18 protein-coding genes are annotated in these 18,425 nt (G+C 70.5%); 4 read left to right on the top strand and 14 right to left on the bottom strand.

Translation table 11 applies throughout. The annotated features are described in order from the left end of the window. Positions 1-246: 246 nt before the first annotated feature. Together MZC64_RS22040 and prcB are read left to right on the top strand one after the other, a co-directional pair. On the top strand, positions 247-1,344 hold the full coding sequence (locus MZC64_RS22040; protein ID WP_247758480.1) for a C40 family peptidase: 1,098 nt from the start codon (positions 247-249) through the stop codon (positions 1,342-1,344). 53 nt (positions 1,345-1,397) lie between these two features. Next, on the top strand, positions 1,398-2,177 hold the full coding sequence (gene prcB / locus MZC64_RS22035) for a proteasome subunit beta (RefSeq protein ID WP_247758481.1): 780 nt from the start codon (positions 1,398-1,400) through the stop codon (positions 2,175-2,177). A gap of 253 nt (positions 2,178-2,430) precedes the next feature. On the opposite strand, the gene MZC64_RS22030 is transcribed toward prcB, so the two are convergent. The 14 genes from MZC64_RS22030 to MZC64_RS21965 form a co-directional block, all read right to left on the bottom strand. Further along, complete coding sequence (locus MZC64_RS22030) at positions 2,431-3,261, bottom strand: nitroreductase/quinone reductase family protein (RefSeq protein ID WP_247758482.1); 831 nt, start codon at positions 3,259-3,261, stop codon at positions 2,431-2,433. A 373-nt stretch (positions 3,262-3,634) separates the two neighbouring features. Continuing rightward, on the bottom strand, positions 3,635-5,383 hold the full coding sequence (locus tag MZC64_RS22025; protein ID WP_247758483.1) for a hypothetical protein: 1,749 nt from the start codon (positions 5,381-5,383) through the stop codon (positions 3,635-3,637). 76 nt (positions 5,384-5,459) lie between these two features. After that, positions 5,460-7,460 (bottom strand): ATP-binding protein, encoded by a 2,001-nt coding sequence (locus MZC64_RS22020; RefSeq protein ID WP_247758484.1) that lies wholly within the window; start codon positions 7,458-7,460, stop codon positions 5,460-5,462. A gap of 168 nt (positions 7,461-7,628) precedes the next feature. Further along, complete coding sequence (locus MZC64_RS22015; protein WP_247758913.1) at positions 7,629-8,030, bottom strand: hypothetical protein; 402 nt, start codon at positions 8,028-8,030, stop codon at positions 7,629-7,631. A gap of 21 nt (positions 8,031-8,051) precedes the next feature. Further along, complete coding sequence (locus MZC64_RS22010) at positions 8,052-8,456, bottom strand: hypothetical protein (RefSeq protein WP_247758914.1); 405 nt, start codon at positions 8,454-8,456, stop codon at positions 8,052-8,054. 19 nt (positions 8,457-8,475) lie between these two features. Continuing rightward, a complete protein-coding gene (locus tag MZC64_RS22005) occupies positions 8,476-8,943 on the bottom strand; it encodes a hypothetical protein (RefSeq protein ID WP_247758485.1) in 468 nt (155 codons plus the stop codon). A gap of 20 nt (positions 8,944-8,963) precedes the next feature. Next, positions 8,964-9,479: a hypothetical protein gene (locus MZC64_RS22000; protein WP_247758486.1), complete on the bottom strand. Its 516-nt coding sequence runs from the start codon at positions 9,477-9,479 to the stop codon at positions 8,964-8,966. A gap of 140 nt (positions 9,480-9,619) precedes the next feature. Continuing rightward, the gene (locus MZC64_RS21995) at positions 9,620-10,648 is read right to left on the bottom strand and encodes an ABC transporter permease (RefSeq protein WP_247758487.1); all 1,029 of its coding nucleotides are present in this window, start codon (positions 10,646-10,648) and stop codon (positions 9,620-9,622) included. After that, positions 10,645-12,180 carry a sugar ABC transporter ATP-binding protein gene (locus tag MZC64_RS21990; RefSeq protein ID WP_247758488.1) on the bottom strand — a complete coding sequence of 512 codons (1,536 nt, stop codon included), beginning with the start codon at positions 12,178-12,180 and terminating at the stop codon, positions 10,645-10,647. Before MZC64_RS21990 ends, MZC64_RS21995 begins: the two co-directional genes overlap by 4 nt. Positions 12,181-12,191: 11 nt before the next feature. Beyond that, positions 12,192-13,151 (bottom strand): sugar ABC transporter substrate-binding protein, encoded by a 960-nt coding sequence (locus MZC64_RS21985; protein ID WP_247758489.1) that lies wholly within the window; start codon positions 13,149-13,151, stop codon positions 12,192-12,194. Positions 13,152-13,195: 44 nt separating this feature from the next. Beyond that, positions 13,196-14,269, bottom strand: a complete 1,074-nt coding sequence (locus MZC64_RS21980) for a LacI family DNA-binding transcriptional regulator (RefSeq protein WP_247758490.1) — start codon at positions 14,267-14,269, stop codon at positions 13,196-13,198. Positions 14,270-14,565: 296 nt separating this feature from the next. Further along, positions 14,566-15,285 (bottom strand): VOC family protein, encoded by a 720-nt coding sequence (locus MZC64_RS21975; RefSeq protein WP_247758491.1) that lies wholly within the window; start codon positions 15,283-15,285, stop codon positions 14,566-14,568. Between the two features lie 180 nt (positions 15,286-15,465). Beyond that, on the bottom strand, positions 15,466-16,014 hold the full coding sequence (locus MZC64_RS21970; RefSeq protein WP_247758492.1) for a snapalysin family zinc-dependent metalloprotease: 549 nt from the start codon (positions 16,012-16,014) through the stop codon (positions 15,466-15,468). Positions 16,015-16,121: 107 nt separating this feature from the next. Continuing rightward, complete coding sequence (locus MZC64_RS21965; RefSeq protein ID WP_247758493.1) at positions 16,122-16,490, bottom strand: hypothetical protein; 369 nt, start codon at positions 16,488-16,490, stop codon at positions 16,122-16,124. 48 nt (positions 16,491-16,538) lie between these two features. Here MZC64_RS21965 and MZC64_RS21960 point away from each other — a divergent pair, with 48 nt between their 5' ends. Both MZC64_RS21960 and MZC64_RS21955 read left to right on the top strand, forming a co-directional pair. Then, on the top strand, positions 16,539-17,492 hold the full coding sequence (locus MZC64_RS21960; RefSeq protein WP_247758494.1) for an o-succinylbenzoate synthase: 954 nt from the start codon (positions 16,539-16,541) through the stop codon (positions 17,490-17,492). Positions 17,493-17,562: 70 nt separating this feature from the next. Beyond that, the gene (locus MZC64_RS21955) at positions 17,563-18,339 is read left to right on the top strand and encodes a DeoR/GlpR family DNA-binding transcription regulator (RefSeq protein ID WP_247758495.1); all 777 of its coding nucleotides are present in this window, start codon (positions 17,563-17,565) and stop codon (positions 18,337-18,339) included. The last annotated feature ends 86 nt before the right edge of the window (positions 18,340-18,425 follow it).

Genomic DNA, 18,425 nt, shown 5'->3' with positions numbered 1-18,425 from the left:
CGCCCACCCCGGATTGATGAACGAATTCACTGGGTAACCAAGTTTCCTGAGCAACAACCGGGCCGGGTCCACAGTGGACCCGGACTGGCGCAAACGGATGAAACACGCCCGGCGCGAGCAGGACCCGCCCAGCACTCGACGGCGGGCTGTGCTAACCCTGGCCACGCACAGCGACCGCAGTATCGACGAGCACCGCGGGGAGACCACCGAATGCCGTCTGGCCGAGTCGGGGCGCGTTTCGCCCTCATGACCATCGGAGTGGCCACGCTCGTGTCGGCGCCGACCGCGGCCCTGGCCGCACCGGCCGACCAGGGCCCGGCGGCCGCACCGCCGGTGGTGCCACCGGTCGCGCCGCCCGCGCTGGCCCCCGTGCTCACCCCGACCGACCAGCCGGACGCCCTCGCCGCCGAGGCACTGGCCAGGGTCGCCGAGACCCAGCGCCGGCTGGCCGCGGTCGAGACCGAACTGACCCGCTTCGATCAGACCCTGCGCGCCGGTGACCTCAAGACCGCGCGGATCGCGTTCGGCGGTGCGGAGAAGCTCTGCGCCGACCCACTGCCCGCGCTGCCGGCGCAGGCGATTCCGCCGGGCTGGGCGGGTGTGGTGGCCGCCTCCGCGGACCGGTTGCAGCGGGAGCACCTGCGTCGCCGGGACGAGTTGTGCGCGAGCCTGCCCCAGCTCGCGGGCCGGCTGGCCGAGGCGCAGTTGCGGCAGCGGATGGAGCGGGTGGCCGCGGCGCTGCCCGCGCTGAAGGCGGGTAGCCGGGACGCCGAGTCGGTGGGACAGCTCAAGACCCTGCTCACCAAGGCCACCGGCGCGAAGCTGTCCCCGAAGAACCCGTCCTACGGTCCGAGCACGACCGCCGCGGTGCACGAGTTCCAGGCCAAGCGGTCACTGCCGGTGACCGGCCGGGCGGACAAGCTCACCTGGCGGGAACTGCTGGTGGCCAACGGCGGCCCGCTGACCCCGGCGGTCTTCAGCGGCAAGGCCGCGCCGACCGAGCGGGCGGCGGCCGCGGTGCGCGCGGCGCTGAGCCAGCTCGGGCTGCCGTACGAGTGGGGCGCGGTCAAGCCGGGTGAGAGCTTCGACTGCTCCGGCCTGACCAGCTGGGCCTACCGCCAGGCCGGCGTCACGCTGCCCCGGCACTCCACCGACCAGGCGGTCGGTACGCCCGTGGCGCGGGAGGACCTGCGGCCGGGTGACCTGATCGTGTGGCAGGGGCATGTGGCGATGTACGTGGACAAGGGCCGGATGGTCGAGGCCGGTGACCCGGTGCGGCTGACCGCGCTGCGCACCAGCAACGTCGGCATGCCCTTCCTCGGGTTCTTCCGCCCCACCGCGTAGGAGTGGGCCCTGTCGCTTGTCCAGGTAGGCCACCGTGCGCTTAGCTGATCGACATGGCCGACTCCTCGTTCCTCCGCCACCTGTCGACCGAGGCCCCGCACCTGCTGCCCTGGCACCAGGTCCCGCGGAGCAAGGTCAACGCCCCGCACGGCACCACGGTGCTCGCGGTGGTCTTCGACGGTGGTGTGGTGATGGCCGGCGACCGCCGGGCAACGGCAGGGAACCTCATCGCCCAGCGCGACCTGGAGAAGGTCCGCCAGGCCGATGAGTACTCGGTGGTCGCCTTCGCGGGCACCGTGGGCATCGCGGTCGAACTGGTCCGGTTGTTCCAGGTCGAGCTGGAACACTACGAGAAGATCGAAGGCGTCTCGCTGACCCTGGAGGGCAAGGCCAACCAGCTCAACTCCATGGTCCGCGGCAACTTCGGCCTGGCCCAGCAAGGGCTCGCGGTGGTCCCGCTCTACGCCGGTTTCGACCAGACCCGCGGCGTGGGCCGGATCTTCGGCTACGAGATCATCGGCGGCCGCACCGAGGAGAAGAACTACGCCGCGGTCGGCTCGGGCTCGATCTTCGCCACCAGCTCCCTGAAGAAGCTGTTCCGCCCCGGCTTCACCGAAGCCCAGGCCGTCCGCGCCTGCGTCGAAGCCCTCTACGACGCCGCCGACGAGGACACCGCCACCGGCGGCCCCGACCTGACCCGCAACATCTTCCCCGTGGTCGCGGTGGTCACCGCCGACGGCTACCGCCGCTACACCGACGAAGAATCCGCCACCATCGGCCACACCGTCGTCACCTCCCGCACCACCACCCCCGGCGGCCCCCAGAGTTTGTAACCCCCCACCGAGTGTTGGCCGAACTCGTACGCCACCTTGGCCGTTGTGGACGGTGCGTTGGCCGTTCTCGTACGGCGAGTTGGGCCAACTGGTACGCCGGTTTTGCCCAAGCGGGCGTACCAGTTGGCCCAAGTGGTACGAGAGGGCGGATCGCACCGCGGATTCGCCAGCAGAGCCGCCCCATAACGGCCAACGTGGCGTACCACAACGGCCAACACTGCGTACGACAACGGCCAACACTGCGTGCTGGGGGTTAGGACATGGCTACTTCTAGGACTGGGATTAGCTGGGCTTCTTCGTAGTCGAGGTGGTTTTCGAGTTCGGTGGTGAGGCGTTCTACTTCGGCCAGGACCAGCTGGGGGTCGGCATCCACGTTGTCCAGGGTTTGCTGGAGTTCGGCGGTGAGTTCGGCGATCCGGACGTGGTCTGAGCGGAGTCGGTCGATGGTGGGCTCGAACTCCGGGTACCGGTCGGCGAGGTAGGGGAAGATCGCCATGTCCTCGCCGGTGTGGTGGTTGTGCAGGCCCTGGCACAGGGTCAGGCAGTTGATGCGCAGTTGCACGCCCAGGGTGCGGCCGGACTTGGCGAACTCGGTGCGGATCAGGGCGAGTTCGCGGCGGAAGGCATTGTGCACCTGTTTGAGGGCCTCGGACGCAGACCCCGCGTTCGGCGGCCCGCCGGAGGTCGCCTCCAGGATCACCACCGGGATCACCCGGGTGGTCTTGGACTGGTACTCGGCCCAGCCCTCGTCGGCCTCCACCGCTCGGGCGAAGGCCTGGTCGCGGTCGGCGCCGGTCAGCACGGTGGCCTTGGCCTCGTAGGTGAAGACGCCGTCCTCCACCGTCAGCTCCGGGGTGGCCACCAGGTTGTGGAACCAGTCTGGGTGCTTGGGCGAGCCGCCCGCGCTGCCGATGATCAGGGCGCGGCCGTCGCCGTCCGGGTAGTAGCCGACGGGGTTGGTGTGCGGCTTGCCGGAGCGGGCGCCGATGGTGGTGATGAGCAGCAGCCGCGAACCCTCGAAATAGCCGCCGACGCGACCGTGGTTGGCGCGGAACTCCTCGATGACCTGCTTGTTGAAATCCATTATTCTCCATTCTTCAGGCATGACTGATAGCCGCTCGTCGGAACGAGCGGAAAGCGAATGTGGGCAGCCGTCAGTACGACGGGTGCTTGGGGTTTTGACGCGCGTCAGCGCGACAGGCGTTGCGGGTGTTACGGAGGAAGGCGCACGTCAGCGCAGCTCAAGGGCTGGGGGCGCGCGAAGACGACGGGATAGCACACCGTCGTGGGATGTTGCGGAAATGGGTGGTGGGCTCCTGGCCCACCCTGGCCTCACGCGGAGGCCGGGAACCCAACTCGGTAGTGGCTCAAGGCCGACCCGGCAGTCACGGGAAAGACCTTAACCCGCGGCAGGTTGTTCAGGCAACCGGCTGTGATTCGGAATTGCGTCGGCGGGGTCACTCCAGGGAGAAGATGTACACGTCGTCGTCCACGCGCTTGCCCACGATGTTCAGCTCCCCCAGTGGCGCGGACCTGGCCCGCTGGAACGCCGGGTTGTTCCGCGGCCGGTTGTGCACCACCACGGTGCGCACGCCCAGCTGCCGCAGGTACGCCGCGCTCGCCGCGTCCGGGAAGTTCTTCGTCCGCTGCCGCATGTCGTCGGTGATCTTGGGTAGGAAACCGCTGCCGCCGTTGGCCAGCACCGGGAAGCCGTCGGTGGAGAAGAACATGGTCTGCTGGTCCTCGATCTGGTCCGAGGGCAGGATCAGCGCCGGGGAACGCAGCGTGCGCATGGCCACCGGCGAGGTGGGGACCTCGGGGTGCGCGGTGCGGTTGGCGCCCTCGGTCAGCACCAGCAGCGCGGGCAGCAGCAGGGCGACGCTGACCAGGGGGCGGTTGCGCCGTGGGGCGCGTTCGCACAGGTAGGTGACGCCGCCCGCGGCGAGCAGGCCGAGTAGCAGGGTGGTCCAGACGACCAGGCGGCTGGGGGTGCGGATGGCGTCCCAGGCCGGCAGGTAGTGGTAGAGCAGCAGGTAGGTGTACTCGCCGTCGCCGAAGACCTTGGTGCCCAGGGCGAGGGTCACCGAGACGGCCGTGCCTACGGTCAGCCACACCCGGGTTTTGCGGGACCAGGCGGACACGGTCAGGCCGAAGACGGCCAGGGTGATCAGGATCAGGCCGACCAGCAGGGTCATCTCGGCGGGGGCGGCCAGGCCGGCGCGGCCGCGTTCGCTGACGTCGCCCCAGATCGCGGATTCGTTGGGGGCCAGGAAGAAGCCGTACCAGGGCGGGCTGTGCACGTCGACATCCCACAGGCTGCGGCGGGCGTCCGGGTTGGCCGCGAGCACCCGCAGGTAGGGCAGGCCCATCAGGAGCGAGGTCAGTGTGAAGGCCGCGCCGCCGGCGACGTCGAAGCTGAACAGGCGTTTGCGCAGCGGTGGGCGGCCGGTGGTGAACCAGCGGATCACCGAGACCAGCACCACGCCGGCGAGCACGTAGGCGAAGGGCAGTCCGATGCCGAAGCCCAGGGTCAGCTGCCAGGCCGCGACCAGCCAGCCGGCCAGTGCCCAGCCGGGGCGGACCCGGTCGGGCCGGTAGCCCTCGCGCAGGCTGAAGCCGTGGCCGCGGGCCAGCATGGCCAGGGCGAGCGCGATGCCGCCGGTGGAGAGGATGTTCAGGTGGCCGCCGTGGGCCAGTCGCCAGGGCGCGAAGGCGAAGGCGAAGCCGGTCACCGCGGCGCCCTGCCAGCTCGCGCCCAGCTGCCTGGCCAGCGCGTATCCGCCCGCGCAGGCCAGTGCGTAGGCGAGGATGAACAGCAGGTTGTACCGGACCAGCGCGGCCACCGGACCGTTGCCGATCAGGCCTGCCGGGGCGTAGCCGAGCAGGCTGTCGCTGAAGGCGAGCGCGTCCTTGGCCGGGAAGAAGGCGTTGGTCTGCCACAGATTGCCCGGGTCCGACAGCAGCGCGTGACCGTTCCAGGCGACCTGCCAGGCCTGCAGCAGCGGGTCGGCGGTGTCCTGCGGGATGGTGTCGGTCAGCCCGGCCAGCGTGGGCCAGGTGAGCACGATCGCGGCCAGCAGCGAGAACCCGGCGGCCAGCACGGGTTCCCTGGTCAGCCAGTGTTTCAGCCGGACACCGAAAACCGCCCCGGCGTGGGGGCGGTCGGTCAGCAGCGCGGTCCTCGACCGTTGGTTTTCGTCCACCACCGTGAAATACGCTCCAGCGTGGCCTCTAGGTTGCCCTGATCGACAAACCTTACTGGTGCACCCGGTGGCGGCGGGGTCATGCTGCTTGGTTGGCCCAGTGCCACAGCGAGTCGCAGAGCCGGTCCAGCCCGGTGGCCAGGTGCCTGCGGTAGGTGCTGAACGGCAGGCCGAGCCGGGCGGCGGCGGCCTCCCTGGTGGCGGTGCCGGTGACGAAGGTGACCACCAGCGCGCGGTGCGCCTTGCCGCAGTGCGGGTCGGCGGCCAGGCCCTCGATGGCCGTGGTGAGCACCTCGCGCAACGCCTCCTCGGCGCGCCTGCCGCAGTGCGTGGCCAGCAGCCGGGTGCGCACCAGGGCGCTCGATGCCAGTGCCTCGGGCCGGTGCAGGGCGCGCACCGCCTCGCGCACGGCCTCGTCGAACTCGGCCCGGCACAGCACCCCGGCCTCGACGGACGCGGTGCCCTCCAGCAGGCGCTGGTCGGCCGCCGCCAGCCACTGCTCGGCCGGGCGGTCGCGCCAGTCGTGGGCGTAGAGCGCGAACAGCCGCCCACCGATCTCCAGCGGTTCGCCCGCCGGGGGCTGTTCGCTCTCGGTCATCCAGCCCCGCCACGGCTCACCGGCCTCGGCCACCAGGTAGGTCCAGGCCAGTCGCTCGCCGCGGAGCATCTCGGCCAGCAGCCGCCACCGGATCAGGTCCCGCGCCGGGCCCGCGCCGCGATGTCCGGTGCGGAGCATCGAGAACCGGGCCAGGCCGAGGTGCTCGCCCTCACGCGGCGGGCTGGTGGACTCGGCGTGCCGCCAGGCCGCGGCCACCACCGGGTCGGCCAGCTCAGCGGGCTCCGGCCGCAGCAGCCGCAGCCACGCGGTGACCCCGACCAGCTCGCCGGTGTCCGCGCAGCGCAGCACCCGGAACGCGCCGGGCTGCCTGCCCAGCCACCACTGGACGCGCTCCGCCTCACCGGTCGACTGGGCCAGTTCCAGCACGTCGTGATGGTCGCGTTCCTGGCAGGGCGCCTCGATCACCTCGCCGTCCCGGCGCCACTGGTGCTGGTAGGACGGGACCCCGCTGTCGCGGTAGAGGTAACGCAGTGCGGCGGCCTCGCGCAGCACCGTGGCCGGTGAGGCGTCGCGCACCCTGGCCAGTGCCTGCCCGCGCAGCCGCCGGTGCAGGTCGGCGAATCCGGCCGGGTCGCGCCAGCGCAGGTCGGCCGACAGCACCGCGCGCACCACGTCGTGCGGCGCCAGCCCGTACCGGCCGGCGGAGACAAAGGGCAACCGCCGCAACCACTCGAACAGCGGGGCCGCGTCGTGCTCGGGCAGCACCGCGCGCAGCAGGCCCTCGGTGGTGCCGTACGCCCTGGCGCAGACCTCCAGGGCTCTGCGGTGCGCCGGGCTGGGCACGTCCCCGGCGAGCAGGTGCGGCAGCAGGGCCGAGGCCACGGCCTGTTCGGCGAGGCCGCTGTGTTCCGGTTCCCGCACCGCGATCCCGCCGGCCAGGCTCAGTGCCAGTGGATGCCCGCCGGCGAAGCGGGTCACCGCGGCCCACCGCGTGTTCGGCACGCCCCTGGCGGCCAGCAGTTCCTCGACCGCGGGCGCGGGCAGTTCGCCGAGTTCACGCACGCCCAGCACCTGGTTCCAGCCGGGGGCGGCGGTCCAGCGTGGATCGGGCGCGCACCGCCCGGCGAGGACCACCAGCGCGGTCACCGGCAGCTCCGGCAGGAAGGACTCCTGCAGCCAGGGCGCGAGGTGCTGGCACTCCTCGAAGGCGTCCACCAGCAGCACCGCGTCCGGTTCGGTCAGGGCCGCCGCGGCCAGGCGGAGGAAGCCCTCCGGCGAACCGCCGACGTCGCCGCCGAGCACCTCGAACACCGGGCGGCCCCGGTCCGCGGCCAGTTCGGCGTAGTTGCGCAACAACGTGGACTTGCCGATCCCGCCGGGACCGTGCAGGAACAGCACGGCCGGGGTGCCGGCCAGGCGGTCGAGCATGGCGGTGAACTCGGCGAGTTCGGCTTCACGGCCGAAGAACTCACGCCTGCGCTTGTCGCGCAGCCGGTCGGCCAGCACGGTGGGGCGGTTCATGGGCTGAGGTAAGCACCGCGCAGGCCCCGGCGGCGAGAGACCGGGCTGATCCGGTACTCCAGGTGAACTCGAAGCGCACTCCCGGACCCCCCATTCGTGCATTGTGGACAGTCCTGGACAGCGCTTCGCGGGGTGCGGCCCCGGCTGGGCCACACCCCGCGCGGGCGGTCAGCGGGCGTGGAAGTTGACCTTCTCGCCGTCCCGGTCGAAGACCCCGTAGAAGGCCCAGTTGCGGTAACCGCCGTCACCCTTGTGCTCGAAGTAGCCGCGCCCCTTGAACACCACCCAGTAGAAGGTGGAGGGGGCCCAGTGCTCGTTGCAGGCCATCGCCTGCTTCTGCCCCTGCGAGACGACCCCCTCGAACCAGGAGTTGGCCCGCGCGGAGTCCTTGTAGACGATGATGTTGTTGCTCCGGTCCGCGCCCCAGCCCTGCAGTTCGTCGATCTTCTTGCTGAGGTCGCAGGTGTGCAGGTACTCGTCGGCGAACCCGGTCGCGGGCGCGGCCACGGCCACCGTGCCGACCAGGGCGAGTGCGGTCAGCACCTTGACGCTGATGCTCTTGACGCTCATGGTTCTCACTCCGATCAGGGGTCAGCGGGGGAAGAAGCGGACGGTTTCGCCGTCGCGCTGGAAGTTGCCGACGAAGGCCCAGTTGCGGAAGCCGCCGTCGCCCTGGTGCACGAAGGTGCCTTCCCGGAACGCGGCCCAGAAGTAGTTGGAGTGCTTCACCGTGTTCTTGCACTCGTGGAAGTTGGCGAAGTCCTGCGCGGCCACGCCCTGCAGATCGCTGCTGGCGCGGGCGGATTCCTTCCAGACGATGATGTTGTACTGGTTGTTGGTGTCCCAGCGCTGGAGTTCCTTGACCTTCTCGCTGAGGTCGCAGGTCGGGAATCCGGCGGCGGCGGCCTCGGCCGCGCTGGGCAGCGTCATAGTGAGAGTGGCGGTCCCGGCGGCCACCACGGCGGCCAGGGCGGCAAAACGGTGAGTGATCTTCATGTTTGTCGCTCCTCCTGGCTCAGGGCCTGCGGAATTTGACGGTGCCGCCGTTGCGGTCGAACCAGCCGCGGAAGCCCCAGTTCTGGTAGCCGCCGTCGCCCTGGTTGACGAACGTGCCGCTGTCGAAGACCCAGAGCCCGTAGAAGACGCCGTCGAAATCGACGTTGGCGTACACGGCTTTCCCGTCGAGCTGTTCCTGGTAGTTGTTGGACAGGTTGAACAGCAGCACGTTGTACCGGCCGCCGGTCTGCTCGAAGGCGACGTCCACCGCGCGGCGGACGAACTTGTCCCGGTCCTTCTCGTTGACCTTGCTCAGCTCGTGCGCGAGCTTGAACCCGTTGCCGGTGTGGTCGGTGTGGATGGTGACCGACGGGGAGGTTTGCACCGAGGTCACCGCGGCGGTGTCGGCCAGTGCGGGAGTGGTGGCCACGCCCAGTAGGGCCAGTGCGGCCAGTGGCAGGGCGGCAAGCAGCTTCTTGATCTTCATGGCGAGAGGCTCCTTCTGGCTCACGGCTTGTGGAAGTTGACGGTGCCGCCGTTGCCGGGGCGGTCGAACCAGCCGCGGAAGGCCCAGTTGATCCAGCCGCCGTCGCCCCGGTTCACCACCGTGCCGGAGTCGAAGACGTAGATGTGGAAGTCCGGGTAGGCGTCGCTGTGCACCCGCGCGTCGTAGACCTTGCCCTGCAGGTTCACGTCGTAGGGGTGGTCGGCCTTGATGACCAGGACGTTGTAGCGTTCGCGGGCGTCGTAGAAACCGCCCTCCATCAGGCTTTTCACGTAGCCGCCGCGGTTCTGGTGCGTCTTGATCGCGTCGGCCACGATGCCGTAGATCTTGGTGGTGATGTCGACGGTGTTGGTGAACACGTCGATCTTGATGCCCTGCGCGGCGGCGATGCTGGCCGGCGACTGGCTGGCGGCCAGCTGCGCCGGAGCGGCGACCGCGGTGGCGCCGGGCAACAGCACGCCACCCACGGCGGCGGCGCCGAGCAGGGCCGCGGTCACCCGCTTGCTGACGATTCCCATGGGTACTCCCCGATTCTGACCCGGCCGGGGTGGCTGGGCTTGGGGGAATACTGCGTCGGGAAGCGGCTCACTCCCCAGACCGTTCCCGGCCCAGAAAGTGCTCACCTGTGCTCACCGCGCTCGCGCGGCGAACGGGTCGGTCAGGCGGTGATGACCGAGTTGAGGCGGGTGGCCACCCGGCGGCGGTAGGCGTCCAGCACCACCGCGACGATGATCACGCCGCCGGTGATCATGGTGCGCTGGAAGTCGGAGACGCCGAGCAGGATCAGGCCGTTGCTGAGCACGCCGAGCAGGCAGGCGCCGAGCAGGGTGCCGATCATCGAGCCGCGGCCGCCGGTGAGGCTGGCGCCGCCGATGACCACCGCGGCGATCGCGTTCAGCTCGTAGCCGTTGCCCAGGATGGGGCTGGCGATGTTGAGCCGGGCCATGTAGACCACCGCGGCGATGCCCACGCACACCCCGGCGATCACGAACACGCTGACCTTGATCCAGCCGGTGCGGTGCCCGGCCAGCCGGACCGCTTCCTCGTTGGTGCCCACCGCGTAGACCAGTCGTCCGAACACGGTGCGGCTCAACACGAACCAGCCCAGTCCGGCCAGGGCCAGCGCGACCACGAACACCGCGGGCAGGCCGAGGAAGGTGGCGGTGCCGAACAGGGTCAGCTCGCGCGGCAGGTTGTAGATGGTCTGCGCGCCGGTGTACTCCTGGGCCGCGCCGCGGGCCACGTAGAGCATGCCCAGGGTGATGATGAACGAGGGCACTTTCCAGCGTTCGGTGACCGCGCCGTTGACCAGTCCGCACAGCGCGCCGACCAGCACCGCGGCCAGCACGCCCAGCAGCAGGCCGGTGCCGGGACTGAGCGCGTCCCAGGTCATCAGGCTGCCCGCGACCACCGCGGCGAGGGCGAGCACCGAGCCGACGGAGAGGTCGATGCCGCCGACGAGCACCACGAAGGTCATGCCCACGGCCAGAATGGTGTTCAGGGTGATCTGGGTCATGATGTTGCGGATGTTCTGGCCGGTGCCGAACTGCGGGGCGAAGGCCAGGAACACCAGCACCAGCACCAGCAGCGCGACGCCGATCCCGGCCTCGCCGAGCACCTGGCCCAGCACCTTGCTCCGCGAACGCTCCGGCGCGGTGGGTTCGGTGGTCGCGACGTCGGTCTTCAACTCGGCCCGTCCTCTTCGTCGGTGCTGGTCAGGTAGCCCGAGTAGGCCATGGCCAGGATCTTCTCCTGGTCGAACTCGGCGCGGGTCAGCTCACCGGCGAGCCTGCCGCGGGAGAGCACCAGGATGCGGTCGCAGAGGCCGATCAGCTCGGGCAGGTCGGAGGAGACCACCAGCAGGCCCTTGCCGCCCTCGGCCAGTTCCAGCAGCAGGCGGTGGATCTCGTAGCGGGCGCCCACATCCACGCCGCGGGTGGGTTCGTCCACGATGAGCACGCCGGGGTCGGCCAGCAGCCACCGTCCTAACAGGACTTTCTGCTGGTTGCCGCCGGAGAGCGCGCGCACGGCCTGGCGGACGCCGGAGGTGCGCACGCCGAGCCGGTCGACCAGGGTGCCCGCCACCTGGTCCTCGAGTTTTCCGCTGCGCAGTCCCCAGTGCGCCACCAACGGCAACGCGGCCAGGGAGGTGTTGGCCGAGACGGTCATGTCCAGCAGCAGGCCCTGGTCCTTGCGGTCCTCGGCCAGCAGGCCGAGTCCATTGTGGACGGATCGGGTGGGGCGGCCGTTGGGGATGGGCTTGCCGCACACCAGGACCCGGCCACCGGCGCGACGGTCGGCGCCGTAGAGCGCGCGCACCGCCTCGGTGCGGCCGGAGCCGACCAGCCCGGCCAGGCCGACCACCTCACCCGCGTGCACCGCGAAGTCCAGTTCGCCCGCGCCGCCGTGCACCCGCAACGCTTCCGCGCGCAGCAGTTCGGCGCCGGGGGCGCGTGCGGTGGCCGGGCGCGGCGGGTACTCCTCGGCGAGGTCGCGGCCGACCATGAGCCGCACCAGTTCGGTCGCGCCGACTCCCGTGGCGGCGCGGGTGGCCACGGACTTCCCGTTGCGCAGCACGGTGATCCGGTCCGCGATGGCCAGCACCTCGGCCAGGTGGTGGGAGATGAACACGATCGCGGTGCCCGCGGCGGCCAGTTCGCGCAGGATGCCCAGTAATCGGGCGGATTCGGCGCCGGTGAGCGCGGCGGTGGGCTCGTCCAGCACCAGCAGCCTGCTGTCCGCGGCCAGCGCGCGGGCGATCTCCACGAGTTGCCGGGCGGCCAGGCCTAGCCTGCCGACCGGGGTGCGCGGGTCGACCCGGAGGCCGACCCGCGCCAGTGCCGTGACCGCGTCCTGGCGGATCTTTCGCTTGTCCACCAGGCCGAATCGGCGGGGCAGGTGCTCGAAGAACAGGTTCTCCGCCACCGACAGCTCGGGCAGCAGCGCCAGTTCCTGGTGCACCACCCGGATCCCGGCCCGCAGTGCCGCGGCCGGGCTGGCCGGGTGGTGCGGCGCGCCGTCGAAGGTCATCTCGCCGCCGTCCGGCGTTTCCATGCCGGACAGGCAACGGACCACAGTGGACTTGCCGGCCCCGTTCTCCCCCACCAGCGCGTGGATCTCGCCGGGCGCGACGTCGAGGTCGACACCGGCCAGCGCGATCACGCCGGGGTAGCGTTTGCCGAGTCCGCTCAGTCGCAGCAGCGGTTCCCCCTCGAGCACCCTGCCCCGCCTCAGCCGACGTTCGTCTTGGTCTTGACCTCGACCGGGGTCTTCTGCCAGCCGGTGACCTTCTCGCCCTTGACCATGCGCACGGCCTGGTCGATACCGCGGGCGGCCTGGGCGGAGGCGAACTGCTCCACGGTGGCCACCACGGAACCGTTGAGCAGCAACGGCTTGATCGCGGGGATGTTGTCGAAGGAGACGACCTTGACCTTGCCTGCCAGGTTCTGCTCCTCGATCGCCTTGACCGCGCCCAGCGCCATGCTGTCGTTGGCCGCGAGCACGCCCTTGACGTCGGGGTTGGCGGTCAGCAGCGCGCCGAGCACCGAGTGCGCCTGGTCGGTCTCCCAGTTCGCGGTGCGCGAGGCGGCCAGCACCATGTTGTTCTGCTGCACGGCGTCCTTGAAGCCCTTGACCCGCAGCTCGCCGTTGGCCGCGCCCGGGATGCCCTCCAGGATGATCACCTTGCTGCGGGCGCCGATGGCCTTGCCCAGCTCCATGCCGGCCAGCCGGGCGCCCTCGCGGTTGTCGGGGCCGACGAAGGGCACGTCCAGCCCGGCCTGACGCAGTGCGCCCGGCTCCAGCTCGACGTCGATGTTGACCACCTTGATGCCGGCGTCAACGGCCTTGCGGACCGAGGCGACCAGGGCGGTGGAGTCGGCGGGGGCGAGCACGATGGCGTCGACCTTCTGCGTCACGCACTTCTCGACCTCGGCGACCTGACCGTCCACATCGGTCTCGTTCGGGATGCCGCTGGCGATCAGCTTGATCCCGCCCTGGGCCTGGACGTGTTCCTGAGCGCCCTTCTGCATGGTCTTGAAGAACTCATTCGCCAGGGACTTCATCACCAGGCAGACCTTGGGGTCACCGCTGGGCGGGGGCACGGTCAGGCCGTTGCTCTCCTGCCCGCAGGCGGCCGCGGTGAACGCGACGGCGGCCGCGGCGGCGATGACAGAGGCTTTCCTCGGCACGGACGAACTCCTTGTGGGGCTTCGCAGATGATGGCTGTCGTTACTCAGCGCTCGGCAGTGTGGGGCAGGGAAACGGCGACCGGCGACGCGGGGGCCGAGCAGCCGCCGCCGGCGGGATCAGGGCAGCCGCAGGAACCACGGCGCAGCAGCGAGACGGGCAGCACGATCCGTTTGCCGACCGGGTCTTCCTTGTCCAGCAGGAGTCGCACCGCGGTCCGGCTGAGTTCGGCGATCGGCTGGCTGACCGTGGTCAGCGCGGGCACCGGGTAGGCCGATCCCGCGATCCCGTCGAAGGAGGCGATCGCCAGGTCTTGCGGCACGCGCAGACCGAGTTCCAGCGCGGCCCGCAGCACGCCGACGGCCTGCTCGTCGCTGGTGACGAAAAAGGCGTCCGGGCGCTGCGCCTCGGAGAGTCCGGAGAGCAGTTCGGTGGCCGCGGTGTAGGCCGACATCCGGCCGAAGGGCGTGTGCAGCAACGGAAGTCCGTCCGGATCCACCCCCGCCGCGATCAGCGCCGACCGCCAGCCGAGCACCCGGTCATCGGTGGGCGAGGCGCAGTGCGGCCCGGCCACGCAGGCGATCCGTCGGCGGCCGTGTTCGAGCAGGTGGGTGACCGCCGCCCGCGCGCCGCCGATGTGGTCGGCGACCACGGTGCCCGCGGCCAGCCGGGGCAGTTCCCGGTCCACCAGCACGCAGCGGACACCCGAGCTGACCAGGTCGTCCACGCACTGGGTCGGCGCGCAGGCCGGGATGAGCATGAGCCCGTCCACCTTGCGGTCCAACAGGATGCGGACCTGCTCGGCCTCACGGTCGGGATCCTCGCGTGAGTTGGCCAGCAGGAGGGAATGGCCCGCGGCGAAGGTGTCCTCGGCGATCTGGGCGGCCAGTTCGGCGAAGAAGGGGTTCGCGTTGTCGGGCACGAGCAGGCCGAGGGTGCGGGTCCGGCTGGTGCGCAGGGACCGGGCGACCGCGTTGGGGCGGTAGCCCAGCTCGTCGATGGCGGCCAGCACCCGGTCCCGGGTGGCCGGGGCGACATTGCGCGGACCGGCGTTGAGCACGTAGCTGACCACCGACTCCGAGGTGCCGGCGAGCCTGGCGACATCGCGCCGAGTAACCACGGAACGCTCTTTCAACTCGTGTTGATGACCCGAGGAACGAGATCACGGATTGGTGTCGAAGCGCAAGTTACACAGCTGGAAACCCTACGACCGGCGGGTCCAGCTCAGCCGGCCGGGGGTCCACCCACCCCGCACAACAACAGCCAACCCGCCGTACGACAACGGCCAACACGCGCGCGGGGTTGAACCCCCGCCGGCGTGTTGGCCGTTCTGGACGCTGTGTTGGCCGTTCTGGACGGCGTGTTGGCCGTTGTTGTACGGGGTTTTGGCTGTTGTGGTACGCCGGGGTGGCGGGGTTAGCGTGGGGGGTGGACGCAGAATTCGTTGCCGTCTGGGTCTGCGAGGACTACCCAGTTCGTCTCGCCCTGGCCGATGTCGATTCGCTTGGCGCCCAGGGAGATCAGGCGTTCGACTTCTGCCTCCTGGTCGCCGTCGGCGGGGGTCAGGTCGAAGTGGACTCGGTTCTTGCCGAGCTTGGGGGCCACGGGTGGGCCGCCCCAGGTGACCTTGGGGCCGCCGTGCGGGGAGCGGATGGCGGTTTCCTCGTCCTGGTCCCAGACCAGGGGCCAGTTCAGGGCCTGATGCCAGAAGTAGCCGACCTGCTGGGTGCCGTCGCCGGCCAGGGCGCCCAGGAAACCGCAGTCGGCGAGGAAGTTGTTGCCCGCGGCGATGACGCAGAACTCGTTGCCTTCGGGGTCGGCCAGGACGACGTGGGTTTCCTCGGGGAGCTGGCCGATGTCCAGGTGGCTGGCGCCGAGTTCGAGGGCCCTGGCGACGGTGTGCTGCTGTTCTTCCGGGGTCTGGCTGGTCAGGTCGAAGTGGTAGAGGTTGGGGCCGTTCTTGGGCTCTTCGGTGGGCTGGAAGCGGAGAGTGAAGCCGGTGTCGTCGTTGGGGAGCAGGGTGGGGCCAGTGTGGGGGTCCTCGACCAACTCCCAGTTGAGGACGCCTGCCCAGAACCGGGCCAGGCGGGCGGGGTTGTTCGCGTCGAAGCAGAGCGCGTGGAGGTTACTGGTCATCCCGCTCCGCACCTCCGATCTGTTGGCTCATCGCCGCAGGTGGGGCGCTATTCCGCGCCCGCGGGGAGCGCAACGCTAAGCGCTGGGTGAGCGGGGCGCAAAAGATTTGTCCGGGGACCCGCATGCCGACGGCCCGGAGCGCTTTCGCAATCCGGGCCGTCGGTGCTGGCGCGCTGGGGGTTACGCGGCGGCCAGCTCCCGGTCATACACCGTGGACTTGATGTTCGGCGTGCTGAAGCCGCCCGCGAACAGCTGGTTCACCCGCGCGGCTTCTTGGGTGTTGGGGTTGGGGTTGCGGCAGGACGTGCCCGCGCTGCCGCCGGACATCAGCTGGGAGCAGACGCCGTTGTAGTTGTCCGGCAGACCCAGGATGTGGCCGATTTCGTGCGTCATGATGCGCAGGGCGTAGTGGCCCGCGTTGACGTCGTTGCGGTCGATGTAGACCAGGCCCCGGCCCAGCCCTTGCGGGTAGGCGCGGCTGCCGCCGCCGACGGTGACCCGGATGGTCATGGTCGCGCTGCCGCCCGCGACCAGGCGGACGTTGGGCACGCGCTGGTTCCAGATCTGGGCTGCCTGGTCCGCGGTGCCGCGGTACTCGCCGGCGCCGGTGGCGTTGTAGTACACGGTGCGGGCCTGGGGCGCGGCGATCGCCGACGGGGTCAGGCCGATCAGGGTGATCAGGGACAGCAGGGTGGCTGCCAGGATGCCGAGCAGACGTTTCGCTGACATGGGGCTCCTTGCTGAGCAGGGGTCGCAAGAAGTCGCGCAGGTCGGGCAGGGATGCAGTCGATTGCGCGATCGAATTCAATTTAAGTCGCGCAGGTGGGAGTGGGTTATCAGAGTTGGGTATCAGCGCTGGTGATGGCGGTGAGGTGACCGGCGAGATCGGCGCACTGTTGCGGGGACAGGTGCAGCGGCCAGGTCTGGGTTGGCCCGGTGGAAGTGGACACCGTGGCGGTGAGGGTCACGCCTTGCGGGGCGGGGGCTACTGACAGCGGGCCGAGGGTCACCGCAGTGGCGGCGCGCAGGGCGGCGGCCAAGGTTCGGGTGTCCTCGGGGGTCAGGGTGAACTCGTACTGCCGGGTGCAGCCCAGGCGGAGCAGGAACTCGCCGGCGGGGGTGCGTTCGAGCTGGCCGGTGCTGGTGCCGCCGTCGTCCTGGGCGGTCCAGGTCCGGTAATACGTTGGCAGGTCCCGGGTGCGCATCCCGCACAGTATTCGGGTAGGACTGTCCATTGGCGACCCGGAGGTGCTGTGCACGTCTACTCGATCCCGTTGCGCACCCGGTTCCGCGGCATCACCGTCCGCGAGGGCCTGCTGCTGGCGGGGCCCGCGGGCTGGGGTGAGTTCTGCCCCTTCGAGGACTACGACGACGAGGTGTCCGCCCGCTGGCTGGCCACCGCGGTGGAGGCGGCGCAGGTGGGCTGGCCCGCGCCGGTGCGGGAGCGGATCCCGATCAACTGCACGGTGCCGGTGATCCCGGCCGAGCGGGCGTATGAGCTGGTGGCGGCGTCGGGGTGTGGCACGGCCAAGGTCAAGGTGGCCGATCATCCGGACTCGCTGGCGGAGGACCTGGAGCGGCTGGCCGCGGTGCGGGACGCGCTCGGGCCTGGCGGGAAGATCCGGGTGGACGCCAACGCGGTGTGGGACGTGGACACCGCGGTGCGCTGGATCCGGGCGATGGCCACGGCTGCGGGTGGGCTGGAGTATGTGGAGCAGCCCTGCCGGACGGTGGAGGAACTCGCGCTGGTGCGGCGGCGGGTGGACGTGCGGATCGCGGCCGACGAGTCGATCCGGCGGGCGGCCGACCCGCTGCGGGTGGACCTGCGGGAAGCCGCCGATGTCGCGGTGATCAAGTGCACGCCGCTGGGCGGGGTGCGGCAGGCGTTGCGGGTGGCCGAGGCGACCGGACTGCCGTGCGTGGTGTCCTCGGCGCTGGAGAGCAGCGTCGGACTGGCCGCGCAGCTCGCGCTGGCGGGGGCGTTGCCGGAACTGGATTTCGCCTGCGGGCTGGGCACCCTGTCCTTGTTCACCGGTGATGTGGCCCGGGAGTCGCTGCGGCCGGTGGACGGGTTCCTGCCGGTGCCGCGGGTCGCGCCGCGGCCGGATCCGGACCTGCTGGAGACCTACGCGGCCGCGCCGGACCGGGTCGAGCACTGGACCAGGCGGTACGAACGAGTCCGGACGGTCCTGAACCGGCCACGCTGAGATACCGAAACGGCCAAGACCCGGGTGTCGGTGGGTGCTGCGACCGAATGTGTCCGTTTACGATCACCTCGTGTTCGCTGACGAGCGCCGACAGGTGATCCTGGAGCTGGTTCGCTCCAATGGCGCTGTCTCGCTGCGCGAACTCGCCCGGATCGTCAAGACCAGCGAGGTCACCGTCCGCCGGGACCTGCGCCAGCTGGAGGGCGAGGGCCTGCTGACCCGGCGCCACGGCGGCGCGGTGGCCACCGACCGGCCCGCCTACGAGCCGACGCACACCGAGAAAACGCACGTGGCCAGCGACGAGAAGGCCGCCATCGCCGACCTCGCCGCCGAACTGGTCTCCCCCGGCGACGCCATCGTGCTCGGCGCGGGCACCACCACCCAGGCCCTGGCCCGACGACTGTCCCGGCTGGCCGAGCTGACCGTGCTGACCAACTCGCTGCTGGTCGCCCAGGCACTGGCCCGTTCCCGCGGCATCGAGGTGATCATGCCGGGCGGCACCCTGCGCGGGTCGATCTTCGCCCTGGTCGGTACCGCGGCGGAACGCGGGCTGGCCGGACTGCGGGTGCAGCGCGCCTTCCTCTCCGGCAACGGGCTCACCGCCGCGCGCGGGCTGTCCACCCCCAATGTCTCGGTCGCGGGCACCGACCGGGCCATGGCCTCGGCGGCCGACGAGATCGTCGTGCTGGCCGACCACACCAAGATCGGCGTGGACACCATGGTGCAGACCGTGCCACCGGAGTCGATCACCCATCTCGTCACCGACGGGGCCGCGGACGCCGCCGAACTGGCTGCCCTACGCTCACTCGGCGTTCTGGTGCACGTCACCGGGACAGAAACCACATAGTTATGCAAAAGCTGACGAAAACCGATCACATTCGTTCATAGTGACCACCGATCCAGGGGCAACTGGTCGATTTCCGCCCAGTCCAT

The sequence above is a fragment of the Crossiella sp. S99.2 genome (assembly GCF_023094165.1).
GTDB lineage: Bacteria > Actinomycetota > Actinomycetes > Mycobacteriales > Pseudonocardiaceae > Crossiella.
The sequence above is the reverse complement of the archived record's forward strand: the minus strand, read 5'-3'. Positions and strand labels throughout refer to the sequence as shown.